Raw genomic sequence first — 18,261 nt, forward strand, 5'->3', positions numbered from 1 at the left:
TTAGTGAAGGTTAAATATTGTGTTCCCACATAACTTATTTAATTTTTTCTTGATGCGCCTGATTAATGGGGGATGATAATCATAAAATGTATCTTGAGTGAATTGATCCGCTACAAAATTTCGGATCGCGTGGTTTGGATGCCTTAAAGGAAAGGTTATTGCTTCCGTTGGCATATTACTGTATATACTATCTTCTGCGGAAGTATGGGTGGCTTGACTGCCAAATCCAATATTAGAAATTAAATTTTTTTCTGGAATAATAGCAAGTCCATTTTGAACCCAACAAGTAAAAAGCCATCTAAAAAACCAATTGTTGACAGTTCCATCATAGGAAACCTGAAAAGCACTATCCCAAACTTTTACAGATTGAGGATTAGCTAATAAATTTTCTAGAAAAGCTGCTTCCCGAAGTGGAGGCCATAACTTCATGTCAACATCATAGTATTGCCATGCTCTGCGCCAAGTCGCCCATCCCCAACAGTTACTAAAACGCGAAAAATAGTAACTGTCTTCTGTTCTTTTTCTACCAAATTGTAAATTTACGCCAGCGATTGACATAATCCGTTTGTCATCTCGATAATGCTCTAATAACTGCTCACAAAAAGGGAAGAAGTTTGGGTGGGGCAAACAGTCATCTTCTAAAATAATTGCTTCTTCTACGGTATTAAATACCCAGTCGAAACCGCTAGAAATGCGATCCCTGCAACCTAAATTAATCTCTGAATAATTTTTCAGAACTTCACAGTCCCAATCGACCTGATCGATAATTGCACGAACAGCGGCGCACTTTTCAGCTTCCCCAGGTTTGTTGGCACGAGGGCCGTCAGCAATTACTAACAGCTTAGGGGGTTTAACTTGTCGAATTGCCTCGAAGACTTTTTCAGTAGTATCCACTCGATTGAAAACCACAAAAACAATGGGAGTTTTTGTCTGATAATGGGGCATTTAAACTATTCAACTCCAACGATTATAAATATTTTTGCTTGGTAGAACTCATCAATATGATGAATGTGCTAGGACTTTTGCAGGCTTGGCTTGTTAACTTAAGTTCTCAGTTCCAATTTATCACCAAAAAGTTCGCTGGTCAACTATAATACAGTAATAGTTTACCCAAACAGACTTCTAGGACTGAGGCTCTTAAACTCTAAAACCTTGATACCCCCACACCGTTGCCCAAGTGCAGCGCGAATTTATAGTTGCCGTATAATTATATAATATTGAGAGTGCGCTCGGATCAAACCTGCGAGCGATCACGCTTGACTATCATTACGAAAGTGCATCAGCAATGAATTTAATTGAAGCAATTAAATCAGTACCCGACCACCGACATCCGAGAGGAATTAGACACCCCCTATGGCTGATACTCACAATAATTTTATTGGGCAGTTGTACGGGATATTGGGGATATAAACCCTTGGTGGAGTTGACCAAAAATCACCGCTCGACTCTGATAAAACTCTTTGACATCCCGCAGGATATTAGCTTCCCATCTGACTCAACTTTTAGAAAGATTATTCAGTGATTAGATTTTGAAGTGATTGCCGTTATTGTTAATGTATGGTCGCAACAGACTTTACCGATCGCACGCCTGAGAATTGATGGCAATTGATGAAAAAAGCATTAAAAGTACCAATGTCGGTGGTAATAGCTATTACAAAAATTTTGTGACTATAGTTTATGTATACAGCCCTAAGATCGGGTGGGTAGTGCGGCACAAAGTTATGGAAAATCAGCATCAGAGTGCAATAGAAGTTGTCGAGAAACTCATCAAAGAACTCTCAGGTACTCAAGTAGTTATTACAGCGGATGCCTTGCATTGTCAAAAAAAGCTCTTGCTTTAATCAGTGATGGTGGTAATGACTACATAGTTACTATCAAAAAGAATCAATCAAATCTATTTAAAGTCGCTCAAAAATTAGTCAAATCCACTCCGGCGCTCGACTTAGCTCACACCTCGGAACGCCTACATGGACGCACCACAACTCGCCATACCACAATTTATCCCATGGCAGCTCAATTATTACCGGCGTGGGCGGGTGCCAAACGTATAATTGCGAGAGAACTGGCAGCCGATGGGAAGGTAAAAAAAGCCGTCGTCGCTTGGTTGATTTCCATGAAGTACATTACTATTTAAGTAGTAAGGATTGGTCAGCCCATCAATTTGCTGAGGCTGTTCGGGGACATTGGTTGATAGAGAATCGACTACATTGGGTTAAAGATGTGACCTTAAATGAGGATAACTGCATTCATCGCGGTGGCAACGCACCTGCTAATTGGGCAATGGGCGTGACAGTTTTTAGTATCGCTCGCTCGCATGAGTGAGTGGTACAAATACTCTTCCTCAAGCTTTAAGATTGATGGCTAACAAACTTGAACATATTAGCGAGTTGCTTTTCGGTTTTAAAACTTGAGACCAAGCAGTTAAATTATTCTCGATAGCGTCAGCAAATAACTCTATCCCTTGATTTACTCTTTCGACCATAAATCCACCCTGCCAAACCGTTGCCCAAGTGGGGAACTATTAAAGCCCCCTTGTGAATGGGGGGGGAGCGACTACGTAAGCCCTAATTTCATTTTTGTAGCGACGGTTGCAACCGCCGACCGAGTGGTAAAATAAAACACTGTTACTTTTAGTCTTACCTATCGTTAAAAGCAGCAAAATTGGGAACAATGAACCGTACTAAAATCGCCGCCCTTTTAACTTGCTTCAACCGCAAACAGAAAACATTAGCTTGCTTAGATGCTCTTTTTAAGCAGGCACTTCCAGCCGATGTTGATATTTTAGCATATTTAGTGGATGATGCCAGTACCGATGGCACCAGCGAGGCAGTTCGTCAAATCTATCCTCAAGTCAATATTTTTTCCGGCGATGGAAACTTATTTTGGAACGGGGGAATGCGTCGGGCTTTCACCGAAGCAATGAAAGATGATCCCGACTACTACCTATGGTTAAATGATGACACTCTTATTTATCCAAAAACCATAAGTGTCTTGCTAGAAACTACTCAAAAATTATCAGAAAAAGGAGAAACAAAAGCCATCATTGGCGGTTCAACCTGCGACCCAGAAACGGGTCAAAAAACATACGGTGGTGTGGTGCGAAATAACCCTTTGCACCCCTTCCGATATGGTATCCTCGAACCAACAAAAGAGCCTCAGAGGTGCGATACTATGCACGGCAACTGCGTATTAATTCCCCGCAGCGTTGTGCAAATGGTCGGCAACCTCGATCCAGCTTTTGTCCATTATATTGGCGATTGGGATTATGGTTTACGCGCCAGACAAAAAGGATGTACAGTTTGGATTGCTCCTGGCTATTTAGGCACTTGTTCTCTCAACCCCCAGGTGACCAAAACGGCTGCTGATAATTTAAGTGAAGGATTGGATAAAATGAGCAAACCGAAAGGTTTATCCTTCAAAGATACTACCCTGCAACCGGCTCAAGAGTGGAAAGTATTTACTCAGCGGCATGGGGGCTGGTTGTGGCCAATTTATTGGCTGCTACCTTATCGCAGGTTAGTTTGGCTTTCAGTATTGAGTAAACTGGGATTGACTAAAAACAAAACTCAAGGTGAATAGGATGGTTGATAGAAATGAAGTCCGCATTGCTTGGCTTGTCCCTTCGGCCGAATTTGGGGCCTATTGGCCGCCGATTTTACATGAACTCAAAAAACTAATTCCGAACACGATTTTTTATACAGGTCGCCTCTGGCCTCGCTATGATCCGGAAGCTCCTGGTACAGAAGTAGTGGAAGTTGTGGGAGATACTCAATTCATCACCACCCAAAAGATAGAAACGGGGTACAGTCGTGGTTATATTAAGGCTACTCCTGGGATTATTTTTCCTCTTTTGAAATTCAAGCCCCAGGTCATTTTTGCTAGTGGATTTTCGATCTGGACATTGGTAGCTATAATTTTTAAGCCTATAGGGAAATGGCGACTGGTTTTAGTTTATGAAAGTAGTTCCCCGAATGTAGACTTTCGAGATTCTAAGGTGCGCTCGACTATTCGACGCTGGATGGGGAAATTTGCTGATACCTTTGTTTCTAATAGTCGCCGAGGTAAAGAATATTTGGTAGAAGTGATAGGGGCCGCCGAAAGTAATATCTTTGCTAAACCTTACATGGTTCCTGATGCTCAAGCTTTGGTACAAAAGTTAGAAAATAATAAGTCTGTATCCTTGTCATTTCCCCACCCTATTTTTCTGTGCGTGGGTCAAGTAATTTCTCGCAAAGGGATTAAGAATCTGTTAGAAGCTTGCACAATTTTGCAAATCCAGGGATACTCGAATTACACAGTCATTATCGTTGGAGACGGAGAACAGCGACCGGAACTAGAAGCACTTACAAAAGAAAGGGGTTTAGAAAAACAAATTGTTTGGACAGGGTGGATAGAATACGGATACTTGGGATCTTATTTTCTAGAAGCTGATGTGTTTGTTTTTCCTACGTTAGAAGATACTTGGGGAATGGTGGTGCTAGAAGCGATGGCATTTGGTAAGCCGGTTTTGTGTTCAAAATGGGCTGGGGCTTGCGAAATGATCGTTGAAGGTGAAAATGGTTATATTTTTGATCCCTATGAGTCGGAAGGTATGGCAAACGCGATGCGGGACTTGATTGATTGCCCCGAAAAGTTAGTGAGGATGGGCAAAAAATCCCAGCAACTGATCGCTGAACATACACCGGAAAAGGCGGCCAAATTAATAGCAGATGTGACGTCGCTAGTATTGGAGAAAAGTTGATGAAAATTCTTTTATCTGCCTTTGCCTGCGAACCCGGACAAGGATCTGAGGAAGGAGTGGGCTGGAATGCGGTAGTAGAAGCCGCGAAACATCAAGAAGTTTGGGTACTAACTCGCACCTTTTACCGTACCGCTATTGAAGCTTTCCTCGCCGCGAACCCTAACCCTAACCTGCACTTCGTCTACATTGAGCCTTTCGGCTGGAGCGAAAATTTTAAAGGTAGACAGGGAGGGCTGCAATTGCACTATTACCTGTGGCAAATTTTGGCTTATTTAGAGGCGCGCCAGCTCCACCACCAAATTAATTTCGACATCGCCCGCCACGTCACCTACGTTAAATTTTGGTCGCCCAGCTTCATCTCGCTGCTGCCTATTCCTTTTATTTGGGGGCCTGTGGGCGGTGGCGAAGCAGCCCCTAAACCTTTTTGGGAAGACTTTAGCTTTAAGGCAAAACTTTACGAAACAGCGCGAGACTGGGGGCAGCGCCTGGGTGAGAGAGATCCCTTTGCCAGGATGACGGCTCGGAGAAGCGTCTTAGCTTTGGCGACGACGGAGGACACGGCTAAGCGGGTGCGGGCGATGGGGGCTAATAAGGTGCAGGTGCTTTCTGAAGCCGGTCTGTCAAAGGCAGAGATGGCGCGGCTGGGAGAGTGCAAAATGCCAGGGGATTCGCCGATCAGGTTCATCAGTATGGGGCGGTTGCTGCACTGGAAAGGCTATCACCTGGCGGTACGGGCTTTTGCCGAAGCTAACTTGCCGAATGCCGAATATTGGCTGCTGGGGGATGGCCCGGAACGGGATCGCCTTCAGTCTTTAGCGCAAGACTTGGGCATTGCTTCTCAAGTTAAGTTGTGGGGGAGGCTGCCACGCGAGGAAACTTTGAGTAAGCTAGGGGAGTCTCATGTACTTATTCACCCTAGCTTGCACGATTCAGGTGGCTGGACTTGCTTGGAGGGGATGGCGGCGGGGCGTCCCATCATCTGCTTGGATCTGGGAGGGCCTGCTACTCAAGTGACGGCGCAAACGGGGGTAAAAGTACCTGCTTACAATCCAGAACAGGCAGTGCAGGGTCTAGCTGAGGCAATCACTAATTTAGCCGGCGATGCAGAGTTGCGATCGCGCTTGGGTGAAGCAGGTCGCAATCACGTCCGGGAAGTATATGATTGGGATGTTAAAGGCGAATTCTTTGCTCAATTGTGCGAAGATATAGTCTATCGAAAATCAGGATAACTTCTGATGGGTTCGATCAGGCCAAACAAAGAAAACTATATTTTTTCAGGCGGTGAAACGTGGGCGTTGCAATCATTACTGGCTCGGCGGGTTTAATTGGCTCTGAGGCGTGTCAGTTCTTTGCCAAACAAGGCTTAGATATAGTTGGCATCGACAATAATATGCGCCAGTTCTTTTTTGGTGCTGATGGTTCTACAAACTGGAACCGCCAACTGCTCGAAAAGTCTTTGGGTACCAAGTATTATCACTTAGATGTGGACATTCGCGACTATGAAGCGATTACCAATATCTTTCAGCGGTACGGAGAGTCGATCGAATTAGTAATTCACACAGCCGCCCAGCCCAGCCATGATTGGGCTTCCCGTGCTCCGAAAATAGACTTTACCGTCAATGCCAACGGCACTCTAAATCTTCTAGAAGTAACTCGCTTGTACTGTCCTAAAGCAGTTTTCATTTTCACTTCTACCAATAAAGTATACGGCGATACGCCTAACAGTTTGCCTTTAATTGAATTAGAACACAGGTGGGAAATTGAACCAGGGCATACTTACGAAGGTGGCATTCGGGAAGATATGTCAATCGACCAGTGCCTGCACAGTTTGTTTGGTGCTTCTAAGGTAGCTGCTGACGTTTTAGTTCAAGAATACGGTCGATATTTTAATATGAACACCGCTTGTTTTCGCGGCGGCTGTTTGACGGGTCCCAATCACTCGGGAGCTCAATTGCACGGCTTCCTCGCCTACTTGATGAAGTGTGCTGTCACGGGAACTCCTTACACCGTGTTTGGCTACAAAGGCAAGCAAGTTCGCGATAACATTCATAGCGCAGATTTAATTTCGGCATTTTATGAATTTTATAAAGCTCCCCGAAGCGCCCAAGTTTATAATACAGGAGGAGGCAGGTACAGCAATTGTTCCATGTTAGAAGCTATCCAGATGTGCGAGGCAATTGCCGAACGCAAGTTTAATTGGACTTATGCTGAAGGGAATCGCATTGGCGATCACATTTGGTGGATTAGCGACAATTCCAAATTTTCCAGTCACTATCCCAACTGGAAAATGAAATATGACGTTAAACAAATCTTACAGGAGATTTATGACTGTAACCGCGAGCGTTGGCTTAAAGAGGATTCCAATGATTGAGCGGGGCAAAAAGAATGTGCTGGGAATTTCGGAAAACGATTGAAGAATACAAGGTTAAACAAATCTTAGGGGAGATTTATGACTGTAACTGCGAGCGTTGGCTTAAAGAGGAGTTCCATGATTGATAAAGGGAAAAAGAATGTACTCGGCATATTAGTAAATGCCGTTAATTATGAAGCGGCTGTTAGCCAAATTATTGCGGCAGCCAGCGCCGGAAAACCAATGTCAGTTTCTGCTCTAGCGGTTCACGGGGTAATGACTGGGGTTCTCGACAGAACTCATCGTTATCGGATTAATCACATAGACTTAGTATTGCCAGACGGACAGCCGGTCAGGTGGGCGTTAAATTGGCTATACCATACGGAATTGCCCGATCGAGTTTGCGGGCCGAATGCGATGTTACAAATCTGCGAACGTGCGGCAGAAGAAGGATTACCTATCTATTTGTACGGCTCTCAAGCTTCTGTACTGGAAGCTTTATCTCGCAATCTCTGCGAGCGTTTTCCCAAGTTAATTATTGCTGGAACTCAGCCTTCTAAATTTAGGCAAGTTTCGCCCCAAGAGAAACAAGAAATTGCACAGCAAATTCGCAACAGCGGTGCAGCAATTACTTTTGTCGGTTTGGGGTGTCCCCGGCAAGAAGTTTGGGCTTACGAATACCGGGACGACTTATCAATGCCGTTGATTGCTGTAGGTGCTGCTTACGATTTTCATGCGGGTAATTTGGCTAAATCTCCTGACTTTTTATCTAAAATAGGTTTGGAATGGCTGTTTCGGATGATGAAGGAACCTCGGCGCCTTTGGCAGCGGTATGTTTTTTTGAATCCGCTTTATATCTGGCTGTTTTTGCTACAAGCTTTGAAAATCAAACAGTTCGACCCCACAGACGCCACGCCGCCTGTAGAAGAAGTATTATATGGTTGAGATTTAAAAGTTTCTTGTGAATTTATGGGTGCTCACAAGAAAAAAGTAAAAAAGCAAACACATCGTAACTAATCGTTTTGAGGCGCAACTGCGATCGCCTATTTAAGAATATTTATATCAAATCCGGTGGCATCCGCATTATAGTGGGAGCTTAAGATCTCGCGATTTGGGTAGCGAGATCTTAAGCTCCCACTGACATGATCCAAATATATTATTCCGATGCAACCGGAAACGATATTACGCCCGAAAACAATTTTTACATTATCTATGTGGTAAACTGCGGACTGCACACCTTACATACAAATTTTGTGCGTCAGTCTCGATCGACTCAGGTGGATTGCTGGGTCAATAGTCGCATTTGGTGTGACTGTACTCTTGGCATGGGCGATGAGCGCAGAGGATAGCAAAAGTATGGGGAGTGTGTAACCAAACTTGATAATCAAATCAAAAGTTTATTGCCCTTCCCTCCCTCGGGCTATGGCTTTTGTGCCACAATCCGGATCGAATCGTACTTGTTTTCATCAGGAGCAAAAATTGTTTTTAGCAGTAGCTTCCAAGCTTGGATCTTACTGTTTTCTTTGGGCTTTACTATCTGATGAGATGCCATTGAATCGAACACACGGAAAATTTTTCTTTCATCATTAATCCAAGTGTTGTCAAATTGGCGATAGTAGCCATTAAATTGGGTAGAAATTATCTCAAATCCTACTTTTTCACAGATAGCGCGAAAGCTCTGCGGTGTGAAGAAATACAAATGCCTTGGTACATCTAGATGCATCCATGCAATCCCTGATGACTTCAGCCCAATACAAGAGTTATTTGGTACTTCCATCACCAATTTGCCGCCATCCACGAGCAACTGCATGGCATTGCGGAGTGCAAGTAAAGGATCTCTGGTATGTTCGAGTACGTGGTTCATCACAATTATGTCGTACTGTCTAGACTTGACTTCCGGAGGCAAAGATTCAGCAGTACCATCATATACATTAAGACCTCGCTGCTGTGCCAAAACCAAAGCTTGTGGATCGGGTTCTACGCCCCAGACTTTGTGACCATCTGCTTGCAGTTCTTGCAGCAGGTGCCCGTTGGCGCAACCAATTTCTAAGATCGAGGAGGAAGCAGTCCCGAACTGTTGCTTCCACCATTTACTTGTGACATCTACTCCGCGATCGAAACGCCAAGCTAGATGGGTACGCAATTTATCGAAGAAGGAAATAGAAGAGGCAGATACGAAGCCTGTAAAGTCTATATGATGAGTATAATACTCATCGATGTCGTAGAAGCTGGCGATTTTGTTGAGTTCGGGTAGAGGATGAACGCATCCAAGTTGTGACTTTTGGCACCAGTACAATTGAAATGACTCTTTGTTTCGAGGTCTGCGCCAATCACCGGGTATGAATAGCCACGGTTTCATACTCTGTCCTGATATCGGACAGGCGACGGTAGGGCTTAAGCACGTTTGACTTTGCATTTTAGTTGGCCTTACTTAGGAACTTGATGTACTAATAACCACTCATGTTGGAGCAATCCGGGACGTGATGTACCCGTGATAATTTCGGAATCCGAGATACAGCAGAGGAATGCCTAAAACTTATGAAGTTTTGGGAATACAATTGCTGAGGCGTGGTTTTCCGGTAACATCGAATTTAAGATAACGCATTTAACTGGCTTTGTCACTTTTGATAACAAACTACACCTGCCGCGAGCGGGCTGTGAGTAAGTTGTTCTATTGTCAATAATTCAGCAATCATTCAAGGATATATTAAGTTATAAACAGGGTAGGTCCCTAGGCTATGATACTAATAAAAGCATTTGTGCATATACCTAAATACTGAATCAGTTGATTTAACAAGATTTCAACTAAAATCCCTGTTAGTTTTGCCAGTTCCGGTGGAAAGGAAAATGAGTTGGTCGCTCAATGCTTTAGAGTTGGTGTGGGATCTGGTAGTTGCCCAGAAAATGTAACCCGTTAAATGAGATTTGAGAACCTATGGAAGAAATGCGATCGCCCAATCGATTTTGATGCTATTAAGTTTGAAACAAAACATCTAAATCTAATGGCGATCGCTCACCTCAACCATTGCCTTTACAAGACCTCCGATTTCCGTGGCTACCTTAATGAAACCTGTCTCAATCATAGGCAGAAGCATTCTTAAGGCTGTTGACTGTATGCCAAAACCAGATCTGGAGCATCACCTACTTGACTTTCGGTGACTGGATTAGACCGCGTTGAGTAGGCAATAGCCTGCATATGTTTTATGCGAGCTTGAAAAGTCTTCTCAAATGTGTGCTGTTGAGCAAACTTCAGTGACTTGAACGACATCGATTTAATTTCTTCTCGGTTGTGGCTGAGTTCTGCAATTTTCTTCGCCATCTGTTTAGGCTGATTCATTGGCACCACCCATCCTGCCTCCGACATTTCTGCAATTCCCTGGAATGCTTCGTTAGCATATCCAATAATCGGCACGCCACCAGCCATAGTTTCTATGTAAGTACAAGAAGGGTCGCCCTGCCGGTGACAGCAAACAAACAAATCAATATTGTTCTTGACAAAGGGGAAAAACTCTGTTTTAAAGTCAGGCACTCCGAGCATTTTCACGCAATCATTAAGTTGATGGGCAGCTATTTGCTGGTGCATCATCTCTTCTAATTCACCAATACCACTGATGAACATTTCAAATTTCACCTTAAGTTGTTTGAGCTCTCTAGCGACCTCAAGTAAATGATCGGCTCCTTTCATCTTAATTAGGCGACCTGAGAATACTAGCCGCAGAGGCATATCTTGAGAGCGGTTTTTAGTGCGCCCTTCAATGTTAGCTTCTGTTGCTAACATATCCTCTCTAATCCGCGTGTCAAAGAAAAACTGTGGATTGCGATTGAGATGCTTGTACTCTTCGTAGGTAGGAGTGCCGTTGCACTGCAATCCCTCTGCCATTGCGATCGCCTTGCGCTGCTTATATTCCTGACTGTAGGTCCAGATGATTCTCCGCAAGCGGATCAGGGGATTGCGCGTACTCACATTCACGATCTGTTTGCGAGTTTTCAGACTGTATTCGGAAACATAAATACACGGTACTCCCGCTATTTTACACACTTGACTGATATGGTTCTGTCTGTATTCCGGGGCTGCCAATACCAGCGCACTCTGATGCTGATGTAGTAAAGCTGGGGTGATTTTATCAAAAGAAATTATTTCCAGTTTGAATGGCAATTCATCAAGTTTGAATATTTTTGCATCCATCTGGTCGTTGTCTTCTTTCGTTTCTTCCATGATCACAGTAATTGAACCAGACCAATAGGTGGCTAACTCACCAACTGCTTCTATTAACTTCCGGGTCAGTAAAACTTCACTGTTTGGCAAAAACTTGGCTTTTAGTGGCTGTACGATTGTCAGATTGTTGTTAGTAAGCATAGGTGAGGTAGTTCCTGATTTTAAGTTTTTACTGTTGATGCGGTAGTGAATCTTTAGGTGTCCTTGGCAAGGGCTGTTGAGCGCTCTATATAACAGACATCTACCTAATTGAAATTTCGCCGCCTGATAGGCGAAGCATTTCAGATTATGTTTCGGAGATATCTAATACTTAAGATTGATTCAGCAACTGGATTAAACCTTTATTATTCAAGGTGAGGTCTGTTTGATATCTCGCAATCATCTGCGATTTACGTAGAAGTGTCAATAACCTTTTCCGAGCTTTACTCAATCTTTATAATTGAGCGGTCAATTATAAAGAAGAGCGCAATTTTAGGATAAATTTGGTTAAGATAAGGGCTGTTATAAGTATTTATACTTAAGTAAAATTGTTTAACTGCTTCTAGCTAGCAAGAATGAGGGCGAGCTGCGAATAAGGCGAGACCAATGCTTTAAGTAAGTCGGCGCGAAAAAACGCCCATAGGTAAACGAGGGCAAAGTCTCCAAATGCTCTCTAATGGCTGACTTAAACCTGTTTACATAGTGTTACATTATGCGGTTTAATCTGGCCTACCTACTGAAACCATAAATTTATAACAAATTTATTAAAACTTTACATAAATAGATATGTTGTAACATAATATTACTTTACAATTCAAGGCGAAGCAGAAGGAATAAAAAAAAGAAATTTTATCCCTTCTCTCTTGGCTAATGCGAAGCCTTGATGCTGAACTTTTCTTTAATAAACCGGATATAAAGGTGCTTGAAAGCCGACTTCACCACGCGGGGCATACCAAAGTCAATTGGCATCATGCTTTCCGGCAACTTCCAATCCAAAACCTTGAGATTTTCCGGCTGCAAAAGCGGAAAATCAAGATCCTCTAAATTCGAGCACAGTCCCAATCTCATCGCCGCAGCTACAGTGGGAACCGTCGCCGGATCAGCATTAATAATTTCAACTAAAGTTCTGTCCAAAGCAAACACATCATCAGACGCGGCCAAAATCCCCAAAAACTTAGGTTCGCCGCCGCTTGGCCCGTTACCTTCGTGACCGATAATGCCATCCAAAATCGTCAGATTTGGGTTAATTGCCCGGGCAGTTTCTACAAGCATTTCACCGAATCTGGCGCTATCTTTGCCAGCTTCCATGTGCCACCAAGCCTTCATTTTGCCGGGGACGCAGCCGAACAAGTTTTTCACGCCCATGGTCACCGTTAATTGAACGTGAGATTTGAGTTTGGGCAAATTAATCACTACATCCGCTTCCATTGCTTCTTTGCAAATTCGCAGATGATTGAAATCTTCGCTGACTGTTTCGTAGCGTTTTCCTTGAAACTCAACTACTGGCAAATTCAGTTCTTCCAACAGTGGCAAATAACCGTTGGCTTTGGCCACACCCATAGCGCTACCAAAAGCCGGACTATCACCTAAAAATGGTTTTCCTCCCGCTTCAATCACCATTTTAGCGACGCAGTAAACCAATTCCGGGCGGGTGACACATTCTTTTGTAGGGCGAGAACCGGTGAGGAGATTGGGTTTGAGTAAAACCCGATCGCCCGATTTGACAAAAGCCGAGATTCCGCCCAAGGGTGCGAGCAAACTTTCTAAAGATGCTTGCAAGATTTGGCGATCGTATGAATTGGCACGAATTAAACTAACAGCCGACATAATGGGTAATTGGTAATGGGTAATCTGTAATTGATAATTGGTAATTAGTAATTGGTAATTGGTAATTTTTCCTCGCTATAAATTGTCAGCGATTATCCTTACCCATTACCCATTACCTCTAACTAGCCACTCGGTTTAAGTATCCATCGGCAATCTGCCAACTGCAGCCCGCTGCATGGTACTAACTCGCAGTGAATTAGAAAATATTCCTTGACCTTGAAGTGCCGGAATAGCAGGTTTAACTTCTACTTTTACTACCCGGGCAGTACAGATAAAAACCGTTTGATCTGCTAAATGAAAAGTCAACCAAGGTTGATTTAACAAATTCAGCACTTCCTCTTGGAATTCTTGTGCAGGCATCGGAAGAGTAAAGGTTTCTGCGTGACCTTCCACATAATGAAATGTCACTTGAGTTGTGTTCTCTTTATCTTGAGTTAATTTGCCAAAAGAACCGGCGCGCATAAATGTTGCTCCCAAACTTTAGACTATAAAAAAAATTCAGAATTAAATGTAAAAAAATTGAATTCTGAATTGTTTAACTTTAACCTGTGACAGGGATTAGGCAGAAATTAGAAGGCAGAAGGCAGAATTAAATCGAGTTCAGCCTTCTAGTTTCTAGCTGATACCTGCGATCGCCTATACGTTAGCAGAAGATGTTGGCATCGCACTCATTTTCTCTAAATCTAGAACTTTTGCCAAGTCTTCTGCACTCATTAAACCCCTTTCTAGCACAATTTGTCGCAAAGATTTGCCTGTTTCTAGAGATTCTTTGGCGACGGCGGCGGCGTTGAGATAGCCGATGTGAGTGTTGAGGGCGGTAACGAGGGCGAGACTACCTTCAGCATAAGCGAGACACCGATCGCCCTTAGCTTCAATTTTTTCGAGGCATTGTGTAGTCAATGCGCTGATGGTATTGCCCAAAATTTCGATGCTGTGAATGAGATTGTAGGCAATCAGGGGCATCATCACGTTCAATTCTAATTGTCCGGCTTGGGCGGCAAGGGCGATCGCGCTATCGTAACCCATAACTTGAAAACAAACCATCGATGTCATTTCTGCCATCACAGGATTGTATTTTCCCGGCATAATGGACGAACCAGGTTGCACAGGAGGCAGTTGAATTTCTTTCAAACCCGTTTTCGGCCCGGAGTCCATCAAACGCAAGTCATGGGACATTTTAACGCAATCCTGAGCGAGATTTCGCAGTGCACCGGAGACATTTACAAATGGTGCCATACTCTGCATAGCAGCCATTAAATGCTTTGCTGGTTTCAGGGGGTGGTCGATTAATTCGGAGAGAATTTCAGCAACTTTTTGACAGTATTCAGGGTGAGTATTTAAGCCTGTTCCTGCCGCACTTCCCCCCAATCCCAGCGATGTCAAATCATCGGATGCCCTGTCAATTCTCAAGGTATGTTCTCTGAGAATTTGCGCCCAAGCGCCGAAGGTATCGCCGAGTCGAACCGGTACGGCATCTTGCATATGAGTGCGGCCGGATTTAACAATATCTTTGAATTCTTCTGCTTTGTTTTCTAGGGCGACTACGGCATCCGACAAAGCCGGAAAAAGAGTCTTTTCTAACGCCAACAATCCGCCGATCCGAATCGCAGTCGGAATCACATCATTTGTTGATTGACCGTAGTTTACATGATCGTTAGGACTAACGCGCTTGTAGTTGCCTTTTTCATCGCCCATAATTTCCAAAGCGCGATTTGAAAGAACTTCATTAACATTCATGTGGTGAGAAGTTCCGGCGCCGGCTTGGTAGACATCAACTACAAATTGATCGCGCAATTTGCCAGCTAGGATTTCATCTGCTGCTTGAACAATTGCTTGACTGATATCTTGGGGAATGCAGCCGAGTTCGCCATTGGCGATCGCCGTTGCTTTTTTAATTAAAACACAAGCATCAACGTATGTTGATAAAGGCTTAATGCCGCTAATTGGGAAATTTTCAACTGCGCGCAGGGTTTGGATGCCGTAGTAGACATTAGATGGGATTTGTTTGTCTCCCATCGAGTCGCTTTCGGTGCGATAGGTTGCGATTGGCTTTTGAGTCATATCGTCGGGTTTGTGATAATTAGGAATTGTGCAAACAGAACTTACGCACAGTTGGTCAGAAACCGGGTTTCTTGTCGAGGCATCTGTTTGAAAGGGTAGTTTTTTGTCAATAAACCCGGTTTCTGAAGGTTTTTGTGCGTCGTGGACTGGCAATTTTTTTGGTAACACGGCTGACGGGCGATCTTACTTTTCTGCGCCCGCAGGCAACTTTACAGTAATGCGTAAGTCCCGATCGTACAAAATTATCCCACATCTGAGGGTTCAATCTCAAATCTCAAATCTCCAATCGATTGACAGTTTGCCAAAGCTAAAATTAGTTGAGCGACAAGGGCGATCGCACGAAGACAAGGCGAGTCAGCTATAATCATACAAGTAAATCCATTTCACAAGAGTCTTAAACTCCCATGAACAAACCAGCAAAAACTTTCAAACACCCGCTAAATATTTTGATAATCGGCTTAAGCGCCTTGGCAATTATTCCTGCTTCAGTCAAAGCTGTATCCCGCAATGTTCCCGCCACCAACAGCCTGGAAAAACCGGCGATTTTAATGAGTCAGCGCCAGCAGGAGATTCAGTTTAAGCGCGGTTCTAGTTCAGCGGAAGTAAAAGGAGGAGTAGCCCGCGGCGAAGTCATGATTTATCTGATTAACGCCAAAGAAGGTCAAACCATGAATGTTGAGATTCAATCTGTTGAGGGAAATGCTGCTTTTAAGGTTGTCGATCCGAATACAAACCCCGTAGCTGAAGGAGAAAAAAGCTGGTCTGGAGAATTGCCCCTGACGGGGCAATATCAGATAGTCGTCGGTACAGAACGAGGAGGCGCTAGTTACACTCTATCAGTTTCGATCAACTAATTGTATGGTGCGTCGCCACGAGATATTCAAGCTGCTTATAGATTGTTGGTAGCGACGCACTCTACGTTCTAGAGTAGTGGTGTAATTCCGAGTTTTTTACAGTGCCGAATTCTGTACTTTATCAGATAAAAGTCGAGTGTCTTTAACAATAAATATTAAACCATAATCGGGAAATTTGTAACAAAAATTCAAGTTCCAAATCGGGGAAAGTTGTTATAGTTGGTAGCACAAACAATTTTGCAGCAGGCGAATTGCCAAAAATTATGCCGCGTTACCAAACCCTAGATGATGTTACTACCCTCCAAGAGGCACTCGAAGGAATAATTGTTGAAGATTTAAAAAAGCTGTATGCACTGTTGTCGGGCGATCGCAAATTAACCCGCAAAGCTGACCTGGTTGCTGGGATTAAACAGCAAATGCAGGGAGAAAAACTTAAGCAAGTTTGGGCGCAATTAGACGACCTGCAAAAAGCGGCCGTAGCGGAAGTTATACATGGGTCAGGTGGTGGCTATGATGCCGATGTATTTATGGCAAAATACGGACAACAACCAAACTGGGGAACAAGCGATCGCTATGGATATAACCGAGAACCCTCTCTACTATGCTTGTTCTTCTACGGCGCTGCGATACCCTACGATCTTGAAGAAAAATTGCTGAAGTTTGTGCCAAAACCTCAAGCAACTCCCTTAAATCTGGTTGGGGATGTACTGCCAGATAATTTTATTGTTCGTGTACAAAAACCTAACTTTCGTACATCTCAAACAGAGGTATCCGAGTACGAACTTCCTTTGACAATTTTTGAAATGGAACGGGCAGCCCCAAAGGATTTGGAAGCAGTTTTGCGTCTGATTCAGTCGGGCAAAGTTGCCGTTAGTGAGAAAACCGCATTACCTGGTGCCGCAACTCTGAAAGCGATCGCCTCCGTATTGCAAGGGGGTGATTTTTATAACGACGAACAGCGCCAAGCTACCTTGGAAAAGGGCGATATATTCTACGAGGTTGGTAACATCAAATCCTTTGCTTGGGCCGCGATCGCCCAAGCGAGCAAATTCGCCGAACTATCGGGCAAAAAGCTTGTTTTGACCAAAGCGGGACAGAAAGCTTTGCAAGAATCACCTGCCAAAGGATTACAGACAGCATGGAAGCGCTGGTTAAAAACAAACACTTTTGATGAATTTCGCCGCATTGATGCGATTAAAGGACAAACCGGCAAGGGCGCGCGCGGCATGACAGCGGTGGCGGGGCGGAGAGAGGCGATCGCCTCAAGGCTAGCAGAATGTCCTGTCGGTAAATGGGTTCTGTTTAGCGAATTTAGCAGATATATGTTGGCAACGGGCAATCGGTTTGAAGTAACGCGCGATCCCGACAATCTCTACATTTCTGAATTTGGGTATGGTAACTTAGGATATTCGGGCAGTCACGATTGGCATATTCTGCAAGAAAGATATATGCGCTGCCTGTTGTTTGAGTATGTTGCTACCCTGGGAATAATTGATGTTGCCTATGCCGATCCCTCCCTCCTACCCAGCGATTTTGACGATCTTTGGGGAACGGACGATTTGAGATTTCTCAGTCGCTACGACGGCTTAATATCTTTTCGCTTGACAGCTTTGGGGGCTTACTGTTTGGGATTGACTCAAAATTACACCCCGCCAGCAATTGAGTTCCGTCAAACACTCCGCGTACTGCCCAATTTAGATATTGTTGTAGCAGGAGAAGGCATCGCGACATCAGATGCGATCGTCCTCGATCTCTATGCTAAAAAAGTTTCCGATGTCGTCTGGCAACTCGATCGACAAAAGCTATTTACCGCCATTGAAGCCGGATACCCGCTAGCAGAATTTAAAGAAGTTTTAGAGACAAGAAGTATCGAACCGCTACCCGAAACCGTACAGCAATTTCTGACAGATGTTACAGAACGATCGAATAGTTTGCAAGATGCAGGAACTGTCAAGTTAATCGAATGTACAAACGCCCATTTAGCAGTGTTGATTGCCAATGATTCCCGTACCAAAAAATTCTGTCAGCTAGCGGGCGATCGCACTTTAGCAGTTCCATTATCTCAGGAAACTAAATTTCGCAACGCCCTGCGGCAAGTCGGCTACGTCTTACCCCAGCGGGATAAATAGTACACCTGATACTATTAGTGTCAAAAATTACCCGAAAACCTTTTTATCTTTCGTTTATAGCTGAGTCCAGATCCCCCTAAATCCCCCTTAAAAAGGGGGACTTT

Annotated in this window: 18 protein-coding genes; 11 read left to right on the plus strand and 7 right to left on the minus strand. The window is 43.9% G+C overall.

Annotated features, from left to right (window positions below; genetic code table 11):
- Positions 1-945, minus strand: coding sequence for a glycosyltransferase family 2 protein (locus tag NDI35_RS01280; protein ID WP_445311148.1), 945 nt, complete (start codon positions 943-945; stop codon positions 1-3).
- A gap of 340 nt (positions 946-1,285) precedes the next feature.
- On the opposite strand from NDI35_RS01280, the gene NDI35_RS01285 reads away from it, so the two are divergent.
- The 9 genes from NDI35_RS01285 (at position 1,286) to NDI35_RS01325 (ending at position 8,036) form a co-directional block, all read left to right on the plus strand.
- The gene (locus NDI35_RS01285; protein ID WP_445311149.1) at positions 1,286-1,522 is read left to right on the plus strand and encodes a transposase family protein; all 237 of its coding nucleotides are present in this window, start codon (positions 1,286-1,288) and stop codon (positions 1,520-1,522) included.
- Positions 1,523-1,598: 76 nt separating this feature from the next.
- The gene (locus tag NDI35_RS01290; RefSeq protein WP_445311150.1) at positions 1,599-1,841 is read left to right on the plus strand and encodes a hypothetical protein; all 243 of its coding nucleotides are present in this window, start codon (positions 1,599-1,601) and stop codon (positions 1,839-1,841) included.
- On the plus strand, positions 1,817-2,134 hold the full coding sequence (locus tag NDI35_RS01295; RefSeq protein ID WP_445311229.1) for a hypothetical protein: 318 nt from the start codon (positions 1,817-1,819) through the stop codon (positions 2,132-2,134). The genes NDI35_RS01290 and NDI35_RS01295 overlap by 25 nt, the downstream gene beginning before the upstream one ends.
- Positions 2,029-2,322: an ISAs1 family transposase gene (locus tag NDI35_RS01300; protein ID WP_445311151.1), complete on the plus strand. Its 294-nt coding sequence runs from the start codon at positions 2,029-2,031 to the stop codon at positions 2,320-2,322. The genes NDI35_RS01295 and NDI35_RS01300 overlap by 106 nt, the downstream gene beginning before the upstream one ends.
- Before the next feature lie 348 nt (positions 2,323-2,670).
- Positions 2,671-3,579, plus strand: a complete 909-nt coding sequence (locus NDI35_RS01305; protein WP_445311152.1) for a glycosyltransferase family 2 protein — start codon at positions 2,671-2,673, stop codon at positions 3,577-3,579.
- Between the two features lies 1 nt (position 3,580).
- Positions 3,581-4,741 carry a glycosyltransferase family 4 protein gene (locus NDI35_RS01310; protein ID WP_445311153.1) on the plus strand — a complete coding sequence of 387 codons (1,161 nt, stop codon included), beginning with the start codon at positions 3,581-3,583 and terminating at the stop codon, positions 4,739-4,741.
- A complete protein-coding gene (locus NDI35_RS01315) occupies positions 4,741-5,970 on the plus strand; it encodes a glycosyltransferase family 4 protein (RefSeq protein WP_445311154.1) in 1,230 nt (409 codons plus the stop codon). Before NDI35_RS01310 ends, NDI35_RS01315 begins: the two co-directional genes overlap by 1 nt.
- Before the next feature lie 59 nt (positions 5,971-6,029).
- Positions 6,030-7,112, plus strand: a complete 1,083-nt coding sequence (locus NDI35_RS01320; protein ID WP_445311155.1) for an NAD-dependent epimerase/dehydratase family protein — start codon at positions 6,030-6,032, stop codon at positions 7,110-7,112.
- Between the two features lie 78 nt (positions 7,113-7,190).
- Complete coding sequence (locus NDI35_RS01325; protein ID WP_445311156.1) at positions 7,191-8,036, plus strand: WecB/TagA/CpsF family glycosyltransferase; 846 nt, start codon at positions 7,191-7,193, stop codon at positions 8,034-8,036.
- 475 nt (positions 8,037-8,511) lie between these two features.
- Here NDI35_RS01325 and NDI35_RS01330 read toward each other — a convergent pair whose 3' ends face one another.
- The 6 genes from NDI35_RS01330 to NDI35_RS01355 form a co-directional block, all read right to left on the minus strand.
- A complete protein-coding gene (locus NDI35_RS01330; protein WP_445311157.1) occupies positions 8,512-9,450 on the minus strand; it encodes a class I SAM-dependent methyltransferase in 939 nt (312 codons plus the stop codon).
- Positions 9,451-10,188: 738 nt separating this feature from the next.
- Complete coding sequence (locus tag NDI35_RS01335) at positions 10,189-11,448, minus strand: glycosyltransferase (RefSeq protein WP_445311158.1); 1,260 nt, start codon at positions 11,446-11,448, stop codon at positions 10,189-10,191.
- A gap of 705 nt (positions 11,449-12,153) precedes the next feature.
- Positions 12,154-13,113, minus strand: coding sequence for an Npun_F2552 family protein (locus NDI35_RS01340; RefSeq protein WP_445311159.1), 960 nt, complete (start codon positions 13,111-13,113; stop codon positions 12,154-12,156).
- 135 nt (positions 13,114-13,248) lie between these two features.
- Entirely contained in the window at positions 13,249-13,575 is a 327-nt protein-coding gene (locus NDI35_RS01345) for a hypothetical protein (protein ID WP_333357471.1), read from the minus strand.
- 174 nt (positions 13,576-13,749) lie between these two features.
- The gene (locus NDI35_RS01350; RefSeq protein ID WP_445311160.1) at positions 13,750-15,174 is read right to left on the minus strand and encodes an aspartate ammonia-lyase; all 1,425 of its coding nucleotides are present in this window, start codon (positions 15,172-15,174) and stop codon (positions 13,750-13,752) included.
- A gap of 242 nt (positions 15,175-15,416) precedes the next feature.
- Positions 15,417-15,542: a hypothetical protein gene (locus tag NDI35_RS01355; protein ID WP_445311161.1), complete on the minus strand. Its 126-nt coding sequence runs from the start codon at positions 15,540-15,542 to the stop codon at positions 15,417-15,419.
- A gap of 36 nt (positions 15,543-15,578) precedes the next feature.
- Here NDI35_RS01355 and NDI35_RS01360 point away from each other — a divergent pair, with 36 nt between their 5' ends.
- Positions 15,579-16,028: a hypothetical protein gene (locus NDI35_RS01360; RefSeq protein WP_445311162.1), complete on the plus strand. Its 450-nt coding sequence runs from the start codon at positions 15,579-15,581 to the stop codon at positions 16,026-16,028.
- Positions 16,029-16,291: 263 nt separating this feature from the next.
- The gene (locus tag NDI35_RS01365; RefSeq protein ID WP_445311163.1) at positions 16,292-18,157 is read left to right on the plus strand and encodes a hypothetical protein; all 1,866 of its coding nucleotides are present in this window, start codon (positions 16,292-16,294) and stop codon (positions 18,155-18,157) included.
- The last annotated feature ends 104 nt before the right edge of the window (positions 18,158-18,261 follow it).

The sequence above is a fragment of the Microcoleus vaginatus FACHB-2002 genome (assembly GCF_040004035.1).
In the GTDB taxonomy this organism is placed as follows: domain Bacteria; phylum Cyanobacteriota; class Cyanobacteriia; order Cyanobacteriales; family Microcoleaceae; genus Microcoleus; species Microcoleus vaginatus_C.